Origin of the sequence: Shewanella sp. 10N.286.51.B7, assembly GCF_002873615.1 — a bacterium.
Classification (GTDB): domain Bacteria; phylum Pseudomonadota; class Gammaproteobacteria; order Enterobacterales; family Shewanellaceae; genus Shewanella; species Shewanella electrodiphila.
In genome coordinates this window covers 97,915-116,900 of the sequence record NZ_MCUF01000035.1, presented here as the reverse complement: position 1 = coordinate 116,900, position 18,986 = coordinate 97,915, and the positions used below count along the sequence as shown (strand labels likewise).

Genomic DNA, 18,986 nt, shown 5'->3' with positions numbered 1-18,986 from the left:
GAAGTTTAAAGCTGGATCAATCCCCGTTGAAAATATGCGCTTTTCAGCATTTTTCGTTGGGGCTGCGGGGTGTTCCAAGAGGGTATTGCAGTTGATACCCTCTTGGTCGGGTGTGGGTGGAAAACCCACGACTTTAATCCAAACGAAGTTTGGAAATATAGAAAGGAAATTTACGGTCTAACTCAGGTGTTAACTAAGCATCACGACTTTGTTTTTAAAGTAGCTAACAAGTTTTGAGGCTGGAATTTGTTACACCTAACTCAGCCAAGCGAGCAACACGCCTAATGACCTTTAGATTGTTTAGGTTCAATATTGCTTTGCAGGTATTGACGACAAAAGTCTGCTTTGGTTAGCGGTGTGGAAAACATAAAGCCTTGTAGGTAATCGCATGATAGCTGTTTAAGCAACAGCTGCTGGGCGCGAGATTCAATTCCTTCCGCAACAACTTGTACGCCGATATTATGGGCCATAGTAATAATTGCTTTTACTAATGCGACGCTGCTTTCGTTAGTTGTAATATTGGTTATAAATGAACGATCGATTTTGATGATGTCGATATCAAGCTCTTGCAGGTAAGCTAAAGATGAATAACCCACGCCAAAGTCATCAATGGCAACTTTAATTCCGTTGTTATTAAGTAGCTTTAATTGTTGCTTAATAGACGAGTCTGGTGTCATCAAAGTGTTTTCTGTTACTTCAATTAAAAAAGCACCATGTGGTAGCTTTGACTTATTACAATCTAATATCCATTGATCGATCCACTTTCCAGAGCGATCTATTTCGGTTGGGGATGTATTTACACTAATTTGTATTACAGTGCCCTGTAATTGATAAAACTCAATTGCATCAGCAATAACTTGCTGACGAACCCAATTACCAATTTCCACTATAAGCCCGCTTTCTTCGGCTACTGGAATAAAGTCGTTAGGTTCAATTAAACCCCATTTAGGATGATTCCAGCGGATTAATGCTTCTACTTTCTTTAATTGGTTGCCGTCAATATTAACAATGGGTTGATAGAATAATTGGAACTGTTCAGACTTAATCGCTTGCCTTAATTCTTCTGTAAGGCGTCTTTTACCCAATGCTTGTTCTTCCATTGAAAAAGAGAAAAACTCGTAACGGTTACGTCCCTTACTTTTGGATAAATACATTGCTTGATCTGCGTGTTTGACCACATCTTCAATGGTCTTACCTTCGCTAGGGAAGAAGGTTAAACCGATACTGCTGGTAATATAAACTTGCTCATTTTTAATGGTAATCGGTTGCACTAAACTGCTTTTAATGACCTCGGCAATTTCGCTGGCACGACGTTGATCATTAATGCCTTCAACGATTAAGGTAAATTCATCGCCACCTAAACGAGCCACTGTATCATGACCACGAACGCAGTTTTTCAGGCGTTTAGCGACCTGTTGTAACAACAAATCACCGTAATCATGACCAAGGGTGTCATTAATCTCTTTAAACCCGTCTAAGTCAATAAATATAAGGGCGAAAATCATTCCTTCAGTATCTATCAATGATTGCAATTTTTCATAGAAATAACGTCTGTTCGGCAGGTCGGTCAAGCCATCTTGATAAGCGAATTGGTGTAATTTCTCATTAGCGCTTTCAAGCTCTTCGGTTCTACTTTTTACCTGACTTTCTAAGCGCTTATCACGTTGCTCAATGGTTTCAAGCATGTCATTAAAGTGAGCGCTTAGCTTGCCAACTTCATCATGAGATAACTCTTTGGCGCGCAAACTATAGTCATTGGAGTCAGATACTCGTTCTGCAATAGTCGCTAAATGCAATATTGGGCTTAAGAAACGGCGCCGTAAGATGAGCGACAGTGAAAAACTGATCCCTAGGGCAAATATCAACAATATGATAATGAACTGGCCGTAGAATTTAACGCGAGTAGTGATATAACTTTCATCGGCTAAGATGTGAATTTGACCATACTCTTGTTCATCTAATGTCAGAGGGTTATTAATTTGGGTTACATTTATCGGTGGGTTTAAAATATTGTCTGGCTCACGGGGCGTTTTACTGACAAATGCCAGTACCTTGCCTTGGTTATCAGTAATTGTGACTGACACAATATCGCCGCGAAGTAGAATAGGCTCGATCAGTTCTTGTATTGCGTCTTGATCATCAAATAGAACTGCGGCTGTAATATTGGGAGATAGCATTTTAGCGATGGTTTGTAAGCCATCAACTTGCTCACGTTTTGCAGTGGTAAGTTCGTAGGCGCTGAATACAAAAGTAACGGTGATAATGGACGCAAAAGAGACCCCCATTAAAATCATGAGTAACTTTTTGCTGATGGTGTTCATCGAGAAGAATCTAGTCATGGCATCACCTATCCAGCACGCGACCAAGTCGCAGTACTTTTGAGCTCATGGTGATACCAGATTGCTGTAATTGTTGCGGTGATATCTCGAACCTTACTTTACCACTGGCAATGAAAAAACGAATATGACCACCAGCTTCAATGGTGCCTTTTGATTCGCCGACAATCATAGTGTTGGCTAAAGCTTTAGGGTGAACATTGTGCCAGTTGACCCATTGGATGAATGTTTCAGAGGTAATGAATAACAATTGGCAATGGTTAAATTGTTCTCCCTCAAATTGAATTTGTTTAATCAGAATAGGTTTGTCATCGACACTTCGCTGCTTAAGTGTTGATTGTGCGGTATCGACAAAAGCGGCGTCAGCGCTGCACAAATTAAAATATTCATCCTTGGTGGTATTATCTTGCCAATTTCCGTAGCGGGCGAAGTTATATAGGAAACCTGCTTTGAGTGCGTGTTCTTGCTCAGCCGCATTTGCATTCGGGCTACTGAGTAGCAAGAATGAGAATAGTAAAACCTGTAAAAACGAAGTGATATTGCGCATTAAGTTAATTAGAAGTTCGCCGTTACTTTGAACAATACACTTTCATCAATGTAATTGGGGATAGTGTATGTTTCTTGTCGATTTGCATATTCAAGATGACTACCTGCAAATAAATTTTTTCCAGTGACCGAGACAACCCAGTCAGGAGTCAGTGCCCAGCTCCATGTTAAATCAAGCAAGGTGTAGTTTTCTGATTGATAAGCATCACTGTTTTCTACTCTTACCGAGGCAAAAATATTATGGTTATCAAATACGTGAATATCTGCTTTGGCAAAAATTTGTCGAGTTGTAGAGTCGCGTCCAATGGCTGGAAAAGTATTCTCAGGAAGATCATAATCGAAGGTGTTATAGCTATAACCTAGCTCAGCGTTAAACATTTCAGCAGGTACCCAAGACAACACAATATCGCCGCCTTGAGTGGTTACATCAGCGGTAGAAACGATATCAAATTGAATGGTTGTTTGAGTTAAGGCTTGTGAAGCCAGTTGTATTTGACCTGCTTGGAAAAGGGCTAGAACAGGTAAAAACTGCTCCATGTTAGGGTCAATATCAATAACAGCAACGTTTTCAGCTTCCGTATGATACACAGATACATCAATATTCCAGGCATCCTGCGATAAACGATAACCTAACTCATAGGATAAAGACGTTTCTGCTTCGACTTGATCATTGCCATTGAGATAGGTTTTTATGTGGTAATCGTCTATTGCCTCAATGCCTGTTGATAAAGGCAAAACATCGCTAACTTTCTGACCATTAATGGCATAATTATCATTAAACTCAATAAGTGAGGGGATACGAACACTTTGGGATACTGATGTCCATAGTACTTGATTGTCTTCGGGTTTCCATAGCAACCTTGCTAAAGGCTGATACTCCCAATCAGTTAAGTCATTATGCTCAGCTCTGGTACCAATAACAAAATCAAGTTGTTCTGGAATAAGGGCAAATTGTGCCTGAACAAAGCCGCCGAATTGTTGTAGGTTATCGAAGTCTTTATCACTATGAAGAAATAAGCTATCTTCAAATGAAATCGTGCTATAGCGGTAATTTAATCCCCAATCGAGCTGTAAAGCTTGATAAATAAAGTTCATTTGATAATCAATATCAAAGGATTCAAATTCTTCTTGAAGGTAGGTTTGGGTACCTGATTGATCCAGCCACGATACTTGGATCATTTGATTTGCTGAGTCAGATATTCTATTTTCAAGCCGAGCCATTAATCGTGAGTCAGTGCGTTCTAGCTCACCAGAAAAGGTCACATTTTCATTAGTATCATCCACAACACCGCGATAGTTTTGTCCAAGTGTTGATTCCGTCATATCGCCTTGAATAAAACCAGACCAGTCATCATTGAGAGAAAAATCCAGTCGACCACCTAAGGAGTATTGCTCTGTGGTGTCATTGGGTTCAACAGTTAGGCCTTTTTTAGAAGCATTACCATCTTTCACGTGGCCATAAACACGGTAGCTTCCACTGCTGCCTATATCAGCACCATAGCGAATATTAGCATCAATATTAACTTGGCTACCGCTAGCTGCGTCCACAAACAGGCCGCGAGTATCAATGCTGTTTTTAGTAATAATATTGATCACGCCATTATTGGCATTACTGCTCCATAGTTGTCCACCCTGACCACGGATCACTTCGATGCGCTCAATATCATAAAGAGGCACGTTGAGGGTTTCCCAATACACTGCTGAAAACTGCGGGGTATAAAGACTTTGACCGTCAATCATGACCAACATTTTGCTGGAGAATCTTGAAGCGACTCCTCTAGCTGATATTGCCCATTGGTTGTTATCAAGTTGGCGAACGACGAGTCCTGGGACCATTTTTAAGGCTTCAGGAACAGAAGATGCACCCGAATGAGTAATGCGTTCTTTAGTGAGGACATAAATTGAACTGGCGGTATCGAAGGCTGATTGAGAACGTTTCATTGCAGAAGTCACTTGGACATCCATTGCCATTAAAGACTCTAAATCTAAATCTTCAAGTGAGTCAACCGCTTGAGCTATAGGAGAAGTAACTAATAGGACCAATAATAAGTTAATGTTTTTTTTCAATGTTTGCTCTCCGACAGTATAAATACGCATTTACTCAATACATCGCGCTTTGCCTTTATTTTATATACAAGCTCACCATGTTGACATTGCTGTTTGCGTTAATTCTTTTTATGCACCCTTGTGACGAAGAAGATAATTGGTTGCTTTATATTACTGTAACGCTATCGACTGTTTATCGAAGGTCTTGAAGTTCGCAAGTTAAGAACAAGAATGATAACCAGTTTTATTTGCTATTAAATGATTGATTAATCTAAAAGTTCTAACCAACAAATGACGTTACACCTGTTACGGACAGGTTACAAGTAAGTGTATACTAAAGATTGAACTTGTGCGCTTTTTGCTGTTAATCAGCTTTAAAATCCCCTCTTAAATTATTTTTTTAATAGTCTGATATTCAGGACGTGTTGTGCTTTGCTGCTTGAATTATATTCGAGATAAAAACGGGTTAGGTGCAGCGAATGAATTGCCGTTTAGCAATCTAAGTAAATTTTTTGCCAAAACAGCCCTGAAAGATCAACACGCCCAGTATGTAAGAAATATTTACTTGCTTGATTGGTTACGCCTATCAATCATTTTGAGCTGTGGTGAGGTTACTCGCTTAAATATATTCAAAGAAGTGTTTTATCGTTTTGTTGAGGTAAATGCTGCAGTGCTAGTGCTAGTGCTAGTGCTAGTGCTAGTTTTAGGTGAATTCATATGCATTGCCTTGTGAATTCAAGCTTAAACCCATAGCGGATATATAAATTCATTTAAAGTGATAACAAAGGGCATTCGTGTGAGAGAAATTAGAGCTTGCTCTAACTTTTTAATATTAATTAACAGGATTAAATATTTGTATCAGCGGGCTAGAATTAACTGTTTTGCAAGAAATTTTTGTTAACAATGGCTGGCTTTTATTTTGTACAAAAACTCACCAAGTGACTCAATTCGCTGGGTAAAACCTGAATACTAGCGTAAGCCGCTCCTTTTTATCCTTTAATTGAAATATCGCAGGGCAGAGATGTTTACACCCCATCAACATTTCACCTGCAGTAGTGCTTTGAGGCTGGCAACCCCTACTTTGGTATAATAGGCAGTTGCTTGACCAATGACACTAAGTGAATGACACTCAATGCTATTCAAATACCCTACCAAGTATGGATGACTATAAAAAATGTTAATTTTCTTTATTTGTATTGCGTTGTTAATCCTCGCTTACAAGTTCTACAGTCCTTTCGTAGAGCGTCAAGCAGACATTGACCCCAACGCAAAAACACCACAAAAACGTTTTGAGGACGGTGTCGATTATGTCGAAGTTCATCCTGTTAAAGCGTATCTGATTCAATTCCTTAATGTTGCAGGTGTCGGTCCAATTTTTGGTCCAATTCTTGGTGCGTTATATGGCCCAATCGCATTAGTATGGATTGTGCTTGGTAATATTATTGGCGGTGCTGTTCACGATTACTTCTCTGGTGTGCTAAGTATCAAAGAAGATGGTAAAAGTTTGCCTGAAATCGCAGGTCACTATTTTAATATCTACTTTAAAGGCGTGATGCTGATTTTCACTGCGATGTTACTATTCTTCGTCGGTGTTGTTTTCATTATGAGTCCAGCAGGTCTTCTGAGTAATCTTGAATACTTTGAAGGGACCATTTTTGCTAATAACGTATTTTGGGTTGTATTAATCTTAGCTTACTACTTCTTAGCAACGTTATTGCCTATCGATAAAATCATTACCAAGCTTTATCCTATTTTTGGTTTATTGATGATTGTGATGACAACCTCTATCGCAGTTGCTTTATTAATTAGTGCGCCACAGTTACCAGAAGTTGGCGATATATTTGCTTACTTCGACCACAGCCATTACAACAATGATTTATTAGCGCCAAACCCTGATGGGCTACCTGTTTGGCCATTACTATTTGTAACTATTACCTGTGGTGCAATTAGTGGTTTTCATTCTACTCAGGCGCCAATTATGGCGCGTTGTTTGACGAACGAGAAATACGTGCGCCCTGTGTATTACGGTGCAATGATGTCTGAAGGTATTGTGGCATGTGTATGGGCACTAGCGGGTATTGCTGCTTTCCCTGGTGGTTATGTTGAGCTGAAAAGTATTCTTGATGCTGGTGGTCCAGGTTTGGTCGTTAACCAAGTTGCCAGTACTTACCTAGGTGTTGCGGGTGGCATTATGGCGATTATCGCCGTAGCTATTTTCCCTATTACGTCAGGTGATACCGCTTTCCGTTCACTGCGTCTAACAATTATCGATGCGTTTAATATTCCTCAAAGCATGCGTAACCGTCTATTAGTTGCGATTCCAATTTTAATCATTGCTTACTTTATGACTAAAATTGATTTCTCTTTGATTTGGCGCTATTTCGCTTTCTCAAACATGCTGCTTTCAACCAGTGTTTTATGGTTAGCCACTAAGTACTTATTTGACCGTGGTACTTTCCATTGGATTGTGAGTTTGCCGGCGATTATTGGTACCTGTGTCACCGTGTCTTACATTATGACTGCAGGTATTGGTTTAGGCTTGCCCCAGTCGTTAAGTCAGCCTGTTGGTATCGCAACCGGTATTGTCTGCTTAATTGGGCTTATCATCGCACATAACAAGCGAAAAGCTGTGACTCAATAAGCGTTAGCTATAATCAAAAAGGACTGCATTGGCAGTCCTTTTTTGTTGCTGATATTTACAACAAGTAAAATCGAGATAAGAATGAACCGTTAGTCGCAATCAGCTGCAGTTAATTGTGAATCAATAAAAAGCGATTGAATCACTGATGAGTTAGAGATTAAGCAATACTCTTTAACGAGTGATTGCGCAGTCTGGGAATTGATTCAGCTTTTAAGGAACAACTTGGCGGGCAAGTGGGCTTGAACGGCAAAGGCCAGCAACTTACTACATTCTTGCCTATAAAGGATAATAATTTATATTTGAGCATTGAGCATTGAGCATTGATTGAAGAGACAGCAGGGTGAGGTTGTCACCCATGTATCATGACTTAGACGGTGAGCAGACGCCTGTACCAGTCAACGCAATATGATTTAAATTGTTCTTAATCACCTTATTGCCGACATCATAGGAAGATTCAGGGCGGCTAATCAAATAACCTTGGACGCAGTGAATACCAAGGTTTTTGATCAATTCAAACTGCGAGGCAACTTCAACCCCTTCAGCCACGACTTTGAGGTTTAATGTTTTCCCTAAGCCACTGATTGAATTTAATATTTTTTCGTACTTAGGGTTAATTGTGGCTTGGTCGATAAACAACTTATCAATTTTAATCACATCCACAGGTAAGTTAGCAAGGGTGGATAATGAACTGAACCCCGTACCAAAATCATCAATGGCAATTAATACCCCTTCTTTACGTAGATTTTCCAAATCTTGAATAATCTTTTCGGAGGCATGGAAAAGGCAAGACTCAGTTATCTCAAGTAATAAGGCACTTGGTGGTAAACCTGTTTTAGTTAAGGTGTCCATAACCCAGTCATAAATAGGTAAGTACTTTAATTGTACGCCAGAGATATTGACTGACATTCTGACTTTGTTCATTCCTGCGTTATGCCAAGCTGACATTTGGCGACAGGCTTCAAATAGTATCCAATTTCCTAGTTCAATGATGAGGTTTGAGTCTTCGGCAATAGGAATAAATTCAGCGGGTGAAATAGGGCCTTCCACCGGGTGGTTCCAGCGTACCAGCGATTCGAAGTAATCAATGCTGCAATCGTCAACATTTACGATAGGTTGAAAAGACAAAGTGAAGTTTTGACTGGCTATTGCTAAGCGAATCTCTTCGAGCAGGTAATGATAACGGCGAATTTTACTGCCCATTTCAGGCGAGTAAACTCTGAAAATACCGCGGCCATCAGTCTTAGCACGGTACATGGCAACGTCGGCCATTTGTAATAATGCATTCGGATTTGAAGCGCTGTCTGGGTAGGTTGCAATACCAATACTGGCACCAATTTTAATCACTTTATTGCCAAGTACGAAATCGCGTTCAATTTCTTGTAAGACGTTTTTAGACACCTCTACGGCTCGCAAGTTATCTTCGATGTTGTCGATAAAAATAGAAAACTCATCACCACCCAAGCGAGATAAATTAAGTTCTAGGGCAAATGATTCGCTCAGTTTACTGAGTCCATTGTTACGCACAACGGTAGTGAGTCGTTCAGCCACCTGAATCAGTATTTCATCACCAAAACTATGTCCGAAAGAGTCATTAACTTGTTTGAAGCCATCTAAATCGATGAAGAGTAAGGCTTGTTTGCAACCTGTCTGTTCAGCTTTTTGCAGTTGCGATTCAAGGTGTTCTAAATAGGCATGACGATCAATCAGACCTGTCAGTTTATCTTGGTAAATGCTTAATTGAGTTTGAATGTTATGTTCTTTTACGTGCTTATTGAGCTCATTAAGGGCGATGCTGATCTGGGAGAGTGTATTAGCTTGCTTACCTTGAGGTAAATCGATATTAAAATTAGCGAGTAACTTATCGGTTTCACTACGAATAAAATCTAATGAAGCGCTATTCTTTTTTTGAGATTTTGATCTTATATAAAAAGGGATTGCGTAGGCGAGTAGCACCATGAGTAAAAGTGGGATATTACTGAACATGATCATTTCACTGAACACATCTTTTATTTTAATCACACTGAGGCTTGATTCAGCCCTATTTAATACAGCGAAATAATATTGCTCAGATTTTACAATATCGTTTTCAAGAAAAAGAAACTTTTCCCAGCTGGCATTGACGTTGACGACATCAGAATTATTTACATCGATTATTTTATGATGAAAGTTATTACTATGAATAGCCTGTAAACCCTGATTAAAACTAATTACAAGTAACACGTACAGCATCAAAAAGAAGCTGACAAAGGTAAAAATTAGTTTTGAAATTTTGGTCATAAAATATCTTAATGCATCGCTGTGATGTTACAACTAGGTTTAAACCTTGTTTCACCTGGTGCGAAATTATAAATCTAAATATCTACGAATACAATAATGGCAATATTAGTCATAAATATAAAGTCTAATAAATATAAATGGTTAAGTTATTTGTGTTACACCATTGATACAACTTGATACATAACTTCATAACATATGTGCTGCTGTAATAGAGATTATTTGTTTTTACAAACCGAACTTAGTTACGCAAGGAACGTTTAGTGGATGTTGAATTAATGTTGTATTTTAAGTTGTTCGCAGTGTAAATAGTTTTAAACTTGAAGTATGTTATTTAAGTTACAGTTTATACTTTTATCATTTTAGTTTTAAATAAGTGTTGGGTGTAGCGTTTTTCTAATAGAGTTCATGATTAAATGTATGACTCAAACTAAGAAAGTTGAAAGGGCATTTCTCATCCATGTTATCAAAAACAGGTCATATAGTAGGAAGTTTGAACAGCAATAAAGAGCAATTGGCATTCCTAAGGCTACTCAATCTGCTATTAAAACTCGGGTTGATTTTTTTTGGTATAGAGTTATTCGATTTAACTCGTCCGCCCAATGAACTGAGTTATGTCTTGTTCCTTGAAGCTGTGTATGTGGCTTTTTGTTATCGCTATCGGTTTCAATGTATTAATACCCCATCTATTTTATTAATAACACTGATCGTTGATATTCTGTTTTGGTCTACTTGGCTTTTTTACACCGGTGGGGCAACTAACGCCTTTGTATCACTGCTGTTATTACCTGTCGCTATTGGTGCGGTAACACTTCCGCGCTGGGCACCGTGGATACTGACCTTTCTTTCGACCAGTTTATACACCCTGATGATGTTGACTATGCCAGAAAATCGGATTCGTCATCATGGCATGGATATGAGTTCACACTACCTTGGTATGTGGTTTAACTTTGTTATTTCGGCCTTGGTACTCACGATTACGGTTGGTTATATTGCAAAGCGAGTGAGACAAAAAAATGCCCAACTAAGCTATTTACGTGAAGCGCAATTACGTCAAGAAAAACTGTTAGCTTTAGGCACCGTCTCTGCGCAAATGGCACACCAAATGGCGACGCCTTTATCCACCTTAAGGTTGCTAGTCGATGAACTTGTTGAAGATGGCACAGCAAAAGACATCGAGCCTGAAATGCAACAAGCTTTAACTCGATGCGAAACCACTTTAGCCGATTTAAGATTGGCCACCGAATCCATTCGTCAGCAAAAAGCTTACCCTCAAAAAGTCGATAAACTAGTGAGTAACTTACATGAGCAAGTGCAATTACTTATGCCTGAAACTGAGCTCACCATTGAAATCGATACTTTAACTGCTTATCCCGCAGTGAATGCTGATACCAGCTTGTTGCCAGCGTTACTGGCCTTAATTGAAAATGGCGCGAGAGCCAGTTTAGAAAACATCCAAAAAGCGCAGGTGACTTTATCAGTGACTTCAGGTGACTCTGGACAATTATGTTTCAATATTCGTGATTTCGGCAAAGGCATGAATGCAAAAGAGTTGTCTGAACTGGGTAATAATGTGGTTAGTAATCCAAAAGGCATGGGCATAGGTGTGTTACTTAGTCATGCAAGCTTTGAACGTTTAGGTGGTCAATTAAGTTTGTCACGCCATAACCAAGGAGGCACTATCGCATCTGTGATGTTGCCAGCAAATTATGATGAATAAATTGTTAATCATTGAAGATGACTTAGCGCTGTCAGCAGCGTTAGCAAGGCGATTGACTAAGCAAGGGTTTGAATGCGCGCAGTGTAATGATGCTAGTGAAGGCTTATTAATGGCCAGACAGTTTAATCCTAGTCATATTTTATTGGATATGAAGATTGCTGAGCAAAATGGCCTTACGTTGATTAAGCCATTGAGGGGGTTATTACCCAAGGTTAAGTTGGTACTGCTGACAGGTTATGCCAGCATCGCAACCGCAGTAGAGGCGATAAGGCTCGGTGCAGATAACTATTTAGCGAAACCTGTGGATACGCAAACCTTACTCAATGCGTTGAGCATTGAAATAGAAGATGAAGACCTTTCTGTAGCGTTTACAGAACAGCCTATTAGCCCAAAACGTCTGGAGTGGGAACACATCCAACAAGTGCTTGCTAACAATAATGGCAATGTGTCAGAAACCGCGAGGTTATTAGGTATGCACCGTCGCACGCTGCAACGTAAGTTACTTAAAAAACCGATAGCAGATAATCGTCCAGCCTAACTCGCGCCAAAACTCATATCTACGCTCTCATCCAACATTAAAGCCTCATTCAATGAGGCCTTAATGTTCATGATACCTTGAGTTAGCAGGAGCTTAATCCTAAGCTAGTAACCCTAAGCTAATAACACTGTGCTAATAACACTGTGCTAATAACACTGTGCTAATAACACTGTGCTTAGAAACGATACTCGCCCGTTACCCAAGCTTGTAGCCCGACACCAGGCATACGCTCGCCTGGCATTAAATCGCCTCCCATAACACGGTTATATCCCGCTAAGTGATCCTCATATTCAGTATCAAATAGATTATCTACACCCGCTTGAAGCCCCCAAGTATCAGCGTCATAGCCCACTGAAGCATTGAACAAGCCATAGCCTGATGTCGTTTGCTCTAACTGGGTGCTTGAGACATTGTTTTGTGCACTGAACCCCACAGCTTCCATGCGTGCACGCCAGCCATTGTGTTGATAGTTTATGCCTAGCAATATTTTAGGTGGCGCAATACGGTAGAGATTATCATCAATGTCTTTACGTTCGCCGCTGATGTAGTTCGCTAACATATCAAAAGAAAATTCATCATTGAGTTGATAATTGGCGTTGATATCTATGCCCATTAGGGCTGCATCAACGTTGGCAAATTGCATTGGGTTACTGTCGCCCATCATTGCCGCAGCCATAATCACCGCAGGATCAGTGGAAGGAATGCCTTGAATGTAATCATCAATTTGATGATAGAAAACCCGTGGGCTAATCGTGAGTTTATCTGCGTGATAATCAGCACCAAGTTCAAACTGATAAGCGGTTTCTAATGCTAATGACACATCACCGACATAAGTGCGCCCATCAGCTAAACCACCCGTTGACTGCATGGGGACCCACAAATAGCGTTGCTGATAACTGGCGGGTGACTGCTTATGTGCAAAACCCATAATCCAACTAAGCTGTGGGCTCACTTGATAACGACCATTAATTACTGCATCAATGCCGGTTTCTGAATGCGCGCGATCGGCGTTATTAAACCTTTGCATCAACACATTAACTGCAGGCATTATCATCGCCATAGAGTGACTGACTTGCTCTGCATCGGATTGGTAATATTTAACCCGAGCTCCAAGCTCCCAATGCCAAGCATTAAAGGCCTGCTGCCACTGCACAAAGGCGCTATATTTATCATCACTGACGCCAGAAAAATTATCGACTAAAAACATTGGATTTTCAGGATTGGTAATCACAGAGTCATGTTCACTTAACTGGCTGTCTACTCCCCATTGCCATTGCTCGTTACTTATTGAAAAGTGGGCATCATAACTAGTGCTATCAGCGTTGTTGTAACGTGCGCCCATAGATGGCATTAAATTGCGTTCAGAAAAGTTATCCATACCATGACGGGCGTCGCTGTACGCCAGATGCCAGTTAATTTCCCAATCATTGAGTGTGTGTATACCATCGAATTTAACTCTATCAGTACGAATGAAATCAATGTCCATTGGTAATGCGGGTGTGCCTGCATCTGTGGTTTCACTATGCAGATAGTTAATGCCTATGGATTCATTTTGACGGGTATTATCCGCAAGGTTAAATCGATATTGACCGCCAAAAACTTGTTTGTCATAAGTGGTGGGTGAAATGTCATTGCCACTACCGGTTTCGCTATTGTCATTGCCGTGCATATCATCTGCAAAGACGAGAATACCGTGACTATCATTAGCGAGATTAGCTTTACCGCTAATGGCTGTGCGAGCACCATTGGTTTGATATTGGCCTGCTAGTTCCGCTGAGTGTTGCTCAAATTGAACCTGAGTTTGAATCACGTTTACACTGCCACCTAATGTATCAATACCCGATGATACAGGTGCAATACCACGATAAAGCTCAACTCGCTCAGTCATGCTAATACTGGCATAACTTAGCGGTGTATCCATGGCATTAGGCCCTGCGCTAGCAAGACTGGCACCATCAATTTTACTATTAACACGATCGCCAGACAGGCCACGATATTGAACCATACCGGTTAAAGGCCCATTAGCATTCACTGCAGCTCCTGGTAATGCGTTAACCGCTTGCGCAATATCAACTGTTGGCGAGATATCTTTGGGGCTAACAAGCATGATAGGCGTGGCCACTGAACCGCTGATGTTAATCACTTCAATGATTTCATCAGCTTGAGCGTTACAGTGGAAGAGGGTACTTAGTGCGGCAACAGGTAAAGCAGATAACAAAGAGTACACAGATAAATTTAGCTTCATATTATGTTTTTATTGAAGAATCGTATGTTAATGCTCTGTGTTATTTAGGGGGGACACAATTAGAATGTCCTAAACTGCGACAAGATGTCGCAGGGCCATTCAGCTTTATTCCATTTTAATGTAACCAACAGAAGTTTGGGTCAGTGCATTAATTAGCTCATTACTTTTTCATAATAAAAATGTTGTTGTCATTTTGGGTTTGCATATATTGCTCAATAATGGCCCTCGCTCGAAGAAATACAGGCCCAAGATGTAATCTTCGACTCGCTAAACAGTCAATTGTATTAATCCAACCATTGGGCTCGTATTCAACATCTAACTTGACGAGTTTGCCTTCCTCTATGGCTGGTGTAACCATTTCCTCAGGTAGAATCGACCAACCGACTCCTTGTTGAGTCAGTTCATTCATAAGATAATGACTATTGGCATGCCATCGCTGTGAGCTAATCCCATAACTAAACCACAGCTCTTGCCCTGTGTTGGCGCGAAGTACGACCTGCCTGTGCTGACGTAAATCAATGTCTTTAATACGGCGCATTTGGGTTAAAGGGTGACTCGGGGCAGCAAGTGTAATGAATCGAGTGTAACCAATGGTGCTGAAATCAACTTGATCTTGGATTTTCCCGTCTGCATAAACTATCCCCATATGAGCACTACCGTTACTGACGAGCTGGCCAATATCCAGTGTTGATTCTGCGATGATCTCGATATTAGTAATCGGGAACTCATCAGCCAATTTAGCTAATTGGCTCAGTAATGCAGGGCTGATTAAGCTTTCTTCGATAGCAATGATCAACTCGTGTTCATGTTGTAATTCTAAAGAGGCTATCTTTTGATCAAAATGCAGTTGTTGCAGCATGAGGGCTTTCACTGCTGGGAGTAAAGCTTCACCTTCTTTGGTCAGTGATGGCGTATTACCACTACGATCAAATAAGGTTTGATTAATACTCACTTCTAAATTGGAAATTGCTTGGCTAATGCCTGATTGCGCTCGCTGCAGTTTCCTTGCCGCTGCAGAGAAAGAACCGGTATCGCAAACGGTAATGAATATTTTTAGTTGCTCTAAACTGTACATTCAATTATCGCCTTATTGTGTAGCATCACTTCGTATCAGTCATATTAAGCTATCACTTTTAGTGATGGCTGTTAACTTTTGTTAGGTGAATATGCAGGTCATAATCCAACTCGATTTAATTCAGAATCCTATGTGTAAAGTAAGTTGAGGTTGTTATGTCTACAGTAGAGCGCATATTTCATGCTGTGTTGTTTGAGTTTCTTGCCATTATTGGTTCAGTTATTGGTTTGATGATATTTACTGATTATGCGTTAGCCTCCCTTTCAGGAACTATGATAGCTATTGCGACAATAGCCATGGGATGGAATTTCATCTTTAATATTATTTTCGATAAGTTTTACACCGAACCTCGAGAGCAAAGAACTGTCATTCAGCGAATGATTTATATTGGTTTTTTCGAAGCAGGCTTATTAATGCTCACTATCCCCGTAATGGCTTATATTTTAGGGATTTCATTGATAGAGGCATTCTGGCTAGATATCAGTGTGACAGTTTTCATCACTGTTTACGCCTATGTCTATAACTATGCATACGATCATATTCGTGCTCGTGTCATGCTTAATCGCAACAAGGTAGCGCTTGATACTCAATAATATCGAGCGCCTACGTAATATTTAGTCAATCAAAGCTGTGCTTGTTTTTGTCATTAATCTGTCTCATTTGTGGGTTAGGTTTATATCCTGGCCTAATCATTATTTGTTAGAAATGGACGAGGTGAATGGCAAAGTTTTCCTTCGAGCACAGTTTTGAAATTGATACTCTCAAAAGATTGATTGCTCAGTATCAAGGTCTATTTCGGCACCAGTCATTATTGGATTTACATTATCGCGGTGAACCATTATCTGTCACAGCTATTGAACTTGGTAAGCAAGATGCACCTTGCCCAACGGTGTTGTTTGTCGGAGGTGTACATGGGGTTGAGCGCATTGGTGCTCAAGTCGTATTAGCTTTTTTAGGCAGTTTGTTGAATCGTCTTTCTTGGGATAGCCATTTACAAGCATTACTAAAAGAAGTGCGTTTAGCATTTGTCCCCGTCGCAAATCCTGTGGGCTTTTTACAAGGTTCACGCAGCAATGGTAATTATGTTGACTTAATGCGTAATGCCCCTATTGATGCAGAAGAAAAAGTGACCTTTTTAGTTGGGGGGCATCGGCTCACTAACAAGTTGCCGTGGTATCGGGGCAAGAAGGGGATGGAAGCTGAAACACAAGTTCTGGTGGATTATGTTCACCAATTGCAAGACTCAAGTACCAGTGTTATCGCCTTAGATGCTCATTCAGGTTTTGGTTTGTCAGACCATATTTGGTTTCCGTATGCCCATACGCGTAAACCCTTTGAAGGAATGGGCTATATTTATCACTTAAAGCAATTATTTGATCGCGGTTACCCACATCATGGTCATTACAAACTTGCCCCTCAAAGTCATTTTTATCAAACTCATGGTGATATTTGGGACTATCTTGCTAAAACAAACCCCAGTAATAACCCCTTTATTCCATTAACGCTTGAGATGGGCTCTTGGGCATGGGTAAAGAAGAATCCTCGGCAAATTTTTAATTTCTCTGGTTATTTTAATCCGCAAAAAACACATCGACACCATCGAATATTACGCCGACACGTGGTATTAATGCAGTTCTTAATTGAAGCGGCTTACGCTAATGTGCTTGAAAACATTAACCAAGCACAATTTGAGCGTTTACAAACTGACGCTGAGCGATACTGGGCTAAAAAGCCTTAAGCATCTTGATAGAAACAGCTTAATTCACAGGCGTAGCAAAGGAGTATTCTGATGGCAACTTGGGTGTTATTACGTGGATTAATGCGAGATAGTCGTCATTGGTATGGTTTTGACGCTCAGCTGCGTGATGAAGGAATAGACGTATTAACCCCTGATGCAACTGGCAATGGGACTTTAGCTTCGAAGCCAAGTCATTTAACGATTGGTAATTACAGCGATGACATTTGGCAGCAAATTGATAAAGGGCTTAACGATAATCCAGAGTTTAGCCGAGAGTTAGTGATCATTGGCGTGTCGATGGGTGGCATGATTGCTTTAGAGATGGCCAGACAACGCCATAAACAAGTACGTCATGTGGTTTTGATTAACTCCAGTGCTGGTAACTTGTCACCTTGGTATCAGCGTTTTCAATTAAGACCACTAATCAGTTCTATTTGGCATCGACATAAAGCAGCAAATCTAAGCTTTATTGAGTCTTGTGTTCTCAATTACACCACAGTAACAAAAGCTGATGACGAAAGTGTTATTAGCGACTGGGGCAATATGCGCAGTCAACTGCACACCAGTATATTTAATGGTGCGAGACAAATATACGCCGCCGCACGTTATCAATGCACTTGGTTTGGTCATTGCCGTGTGAGCGTTATCGGAGCTAATCAAGACAAATTGGCGAACCCTAAATGCAGTAAAGCATTAGCGGAGTTTTATCATACCCCGTTACTGCAAGTGGAACAGTGCGGTCATGACGCTACACTTGACCACCCTGATCAAATAAGACAATTGATTCAAGATACGATTTCTGAATCGGCATCATAGGTTTTGTTATCCAACACAATGTATATTCGCTTATCAACTCAATCATGCTCTGGTCATGTGGGCTAGATAACGTTAAATTAATTTAGATTAGTTATAATCGAGTTTAATCAATGACGGGTGGAAGATGTTGTGCTGACACAAATTTTAGTGACGCTTTTAGTAATAGCCGGTGCTTTTGCGTATTTACGCAGTGGAAGAAGCAGTAAAGTGGCTCGCAGTGAGAAATACATTGCAGCTGATGCTTCACCATTTTTTAGCCGTATTGTTATTTACGCCATGATTGCAGTGTCAATGCTAGCGTCTGCAAGTTACTGGGGCTGGACTTGGTATGATGACAATACCGTTGTTGAGGTCACTATATCTTCTCCAATCGAAGCCATGTCGGCAAGCTACCAAGTACGTAAAAAAGACATTGAAGCCCAGCGAATTACCACTGTTGATGGTATTCAAATTCGTTTATCGAATCAGGAGCGAGTAACCGTTAAAGTCGCTGAATCTCAGTAAGCGATTTAACTTGGTTTACTTAGCTGAGATATAGTAGTTGAGATTTAGTAGTTGAGATTTAGTAGCTGGGATGTAGTCGCTTAGTATTAATAAAGCCATTATTTTAAAAATTTACTTTTCAGCTCAGGTGTAGGAAGCATACAAGTCTCTTTTTTTCCAAAGATACGGTAACGATTGTGAGCTAAAACACGGTAAAAGTAATCCCGAACCCCAGTGGGTAACACCTTAAATACCCTACATAAAAACCAAAGCCCTGACAGATCTTTAGTTATCTCTAACGCGGCATCACTTCTTAGTAAATACTTTCCATCTTTTATTAAAATAAACGAATCAAATCCAATATTTTCCAATTGATACTCAGTCATTAACGCTCGCGCGGTTTCACTTTGCATTGGCGTAAAAGCAAACACATCTTTGTGATCACGTTTAATGATGAAGTTGACTGCGCCATTGCATAGGTTACACACGCCATCAAAGATAATAATGTGTTGTGTCTTCATTTTCCCT

14 protein-coding genes are annotated in these 18,986 nt (G+C 40.2%); 7 read left to right on the top strand and 7 right to left on the bottom strand.

The genetic code is table 11. The features are described 5' to 3' along the window. Window positions 1–281 precede the first annotated feature (281 nt). Genes BCU84_RS11045 through BCU84_RS11035 form a run of 3 tightly spaced genes read right to left on the bottom strand, consistent with a single transcriptional unit; the run spans window position 282 to window position 4,979 of the window. A complete protein-coding gene (locus BCU84_RS11045; protein WP_102528136.1) occupies window positions 282–2,339 on the bottom strand; it encodes an EAL domain-containing protein in 2,058 nt (685 codons plus the stop codon). 4 nt (window positions 2,340–2,343) lie between these two features. Beyond that, window positions 2,344–2,883 carry a YfiR family protein gene (locus BCU84_RS11040; RefSeq protein ID WP_102528135.1) on the bottom strand — a complete coding sequence of 180 codons (540 nt, stop codon included), beginning with the start codon at window positions 2,881–2,883 and terminating at the stop codon, window positions 2,344–2,346. Between the two features lie 8 nt (window positions 2,884–2,891). Continuing rightward, window positions 2,892–4,979 (bottom strand): TonB-dependent receptor, encoded by a 2,088-nt coding sequence (locus BCU84_RS11035; protein WP_102528134.1) that lies wholly within the window; start codon window positions 4,977–4,979, stop codon window positions 2,892–2,894. A gap of 1,123 nt (window positions 4,980–6,102) precedes the next feature. Between BCU84_RS11035 and BCU84_RS11025 the strand changes: the two genes are divergently transcribed. Further along, the gene (locus BCU84_RS11025; protein WP_102528132.1) at window positions 6,103–7,569 is read left to right on the top strand and encodes a carbon starvation CstA family protein; all 1,467 of its coding nucleotides are present in this window, start codon (window positions 6,103–6,105) and stop codon (window positions 7,567–7,569) included. A 360-nt stretch (window positions 7,570–7,929) separates the two neighbouring features. Here BCU84_RS11025 and BCU84_RS11020 read toward each other — a convergent pair whose 3' ends face one another. Continuing rightward, entirely contained in the window at window positions 7,930–9,846 is a 1,917-nt protein-coding gene (locus BCU84_RS11020; protein WP_102528131.1) for an EAL domain-containing protein, read from the bottom strand. 457 nt (window positions 9,847–10,303) lie between these two features. Here BCU84_RS11020 and BCU84_RS11015 point away from each other — a divergent pair, with 457 nt between their 5' ends. After that, on the top strand, window positions 10,304–11,563 hold the full coding sequence (locus tag BCU84_RS11015; protein ID WP_102528130.1) for a HAMP domain-containing sensor histidine kinase: 1,260 nt from the start codon (window positions 10,304–10,306) through the stop codon (window positions 11,561–11,563). Then, the gene (locus tag BCU84_RS11010; protein ID WP_102528145.1) at window positions 11,556–12,101 is read left to right on the top strand and encodes a response regulator; all 546 of its coding nucleotides are present in this window, start codon (window positions 11,556–11,558) and stop codon (window positions 12,099–12,101) included. The genes BCU84_RS11015 and BCU84_RS11010 overlap by 8 nt, the downstream gene beginning before the upstream one ends. Window positions 12,102–12,276: 175 nt before the next feature. On the opposite strand, the gene BCU84_RS11005 is transcribed toward BCU84_RS11010, so the two are convergent. Further along, a complete protein-coding gene (locus BCU84_RS11005; RefSeq protein ID WP_102528129.1) occupies window positions 12,277–14,346 on the bottom strand; it encodes a TonB-dependent receptor in 2,070 nt (689 codons plus the stop codon). Window positions 14,347–14,506: 160 nt separating this feature from the next. Beyond that, window positions 14,507–15,421, bottom strand: a complete 915-nt coding sequence (locus BCU84_RS11000; RefSeq protein WP_102528128.1) for a LysR family transcriptional regulator — start codon at window positions 15,419–15,421, stop codon at window positions 14,507–14,509. 155 nt (window positions 15,422–15,576) lie between these two features. Here BCU84_RS11000 and BCU84_RS10995 point away from each other — a divergent pair, with 155 nt between their 5' ends. The 4 genes from BCU84_RS10995 (at window position 15,577) to BCU84_RS10980 (ending at window position 18,479) form a co-directional block, all read left to right on the top strand. Next, entirely contained in the window at window positions 15,577–16,014 is a 438-nt protein-coding gene (locus BCU84_RS10995; protein ID WP_102528127.1) for a PACE efflux transporter, read from the top strand. Between the two features lie 125 nt (window positions 16,015–16,139). Next, the gene (locus BCU84_RS10990) at window positions 16,140–17,159 is read left to right on the top strand and encodes a M14 family zinc carboxypeptidase (RefSeq protein WP_102528126.1); all 1,020 of its coding nucleotides are present in this window, start codon (window positions 16,140–16,142) and stop codon (window positions 17,157–17,159) included. 51 nt (window positions 17,160–17,210) lie between these two features. Next, window positions 17,211–17,975: an alpha/beta hydrolase gene (locus tag BCU84_RS10985; protein ID WP_102528125.1), complete on the top strand. Its 765-nt coding sequence runs from the start codon at window positions 17,211–17,213 to the stop codon at window positions 17,973–17,975. Window positions 17,976–18,104: 129 nt separating this feature from the next. Then, window positions 18,105–18,479, top strand: coding sequence for a hypothetical protein (locus BCU84_RS10980; protein WP_102528144.1), 375 nt, complete (start codon window positions 18,105–18,107; stop codon window positions 18,477–18,479). 98 nt (window positions 18,480–18,577) lie between these two features. On the opposite strand, the gene BCU84_RS10975 is transcribed toward BCU84_RS10980, so the two are convergent. Continuing rightward, window positions 18,578–18,979, bottom strand: a complete 402-nt coding sequence (locus BCU84_RS10975) for a thiol-disulfide oxidoreductase DCC family protein (protein ID WP_102528124.1) — start codon at window positions 18,977–18,979, stop codon at window positions 18,578–18,580. Window positions 18,980–18,986 lie beyond the last annotated feature (7 nt).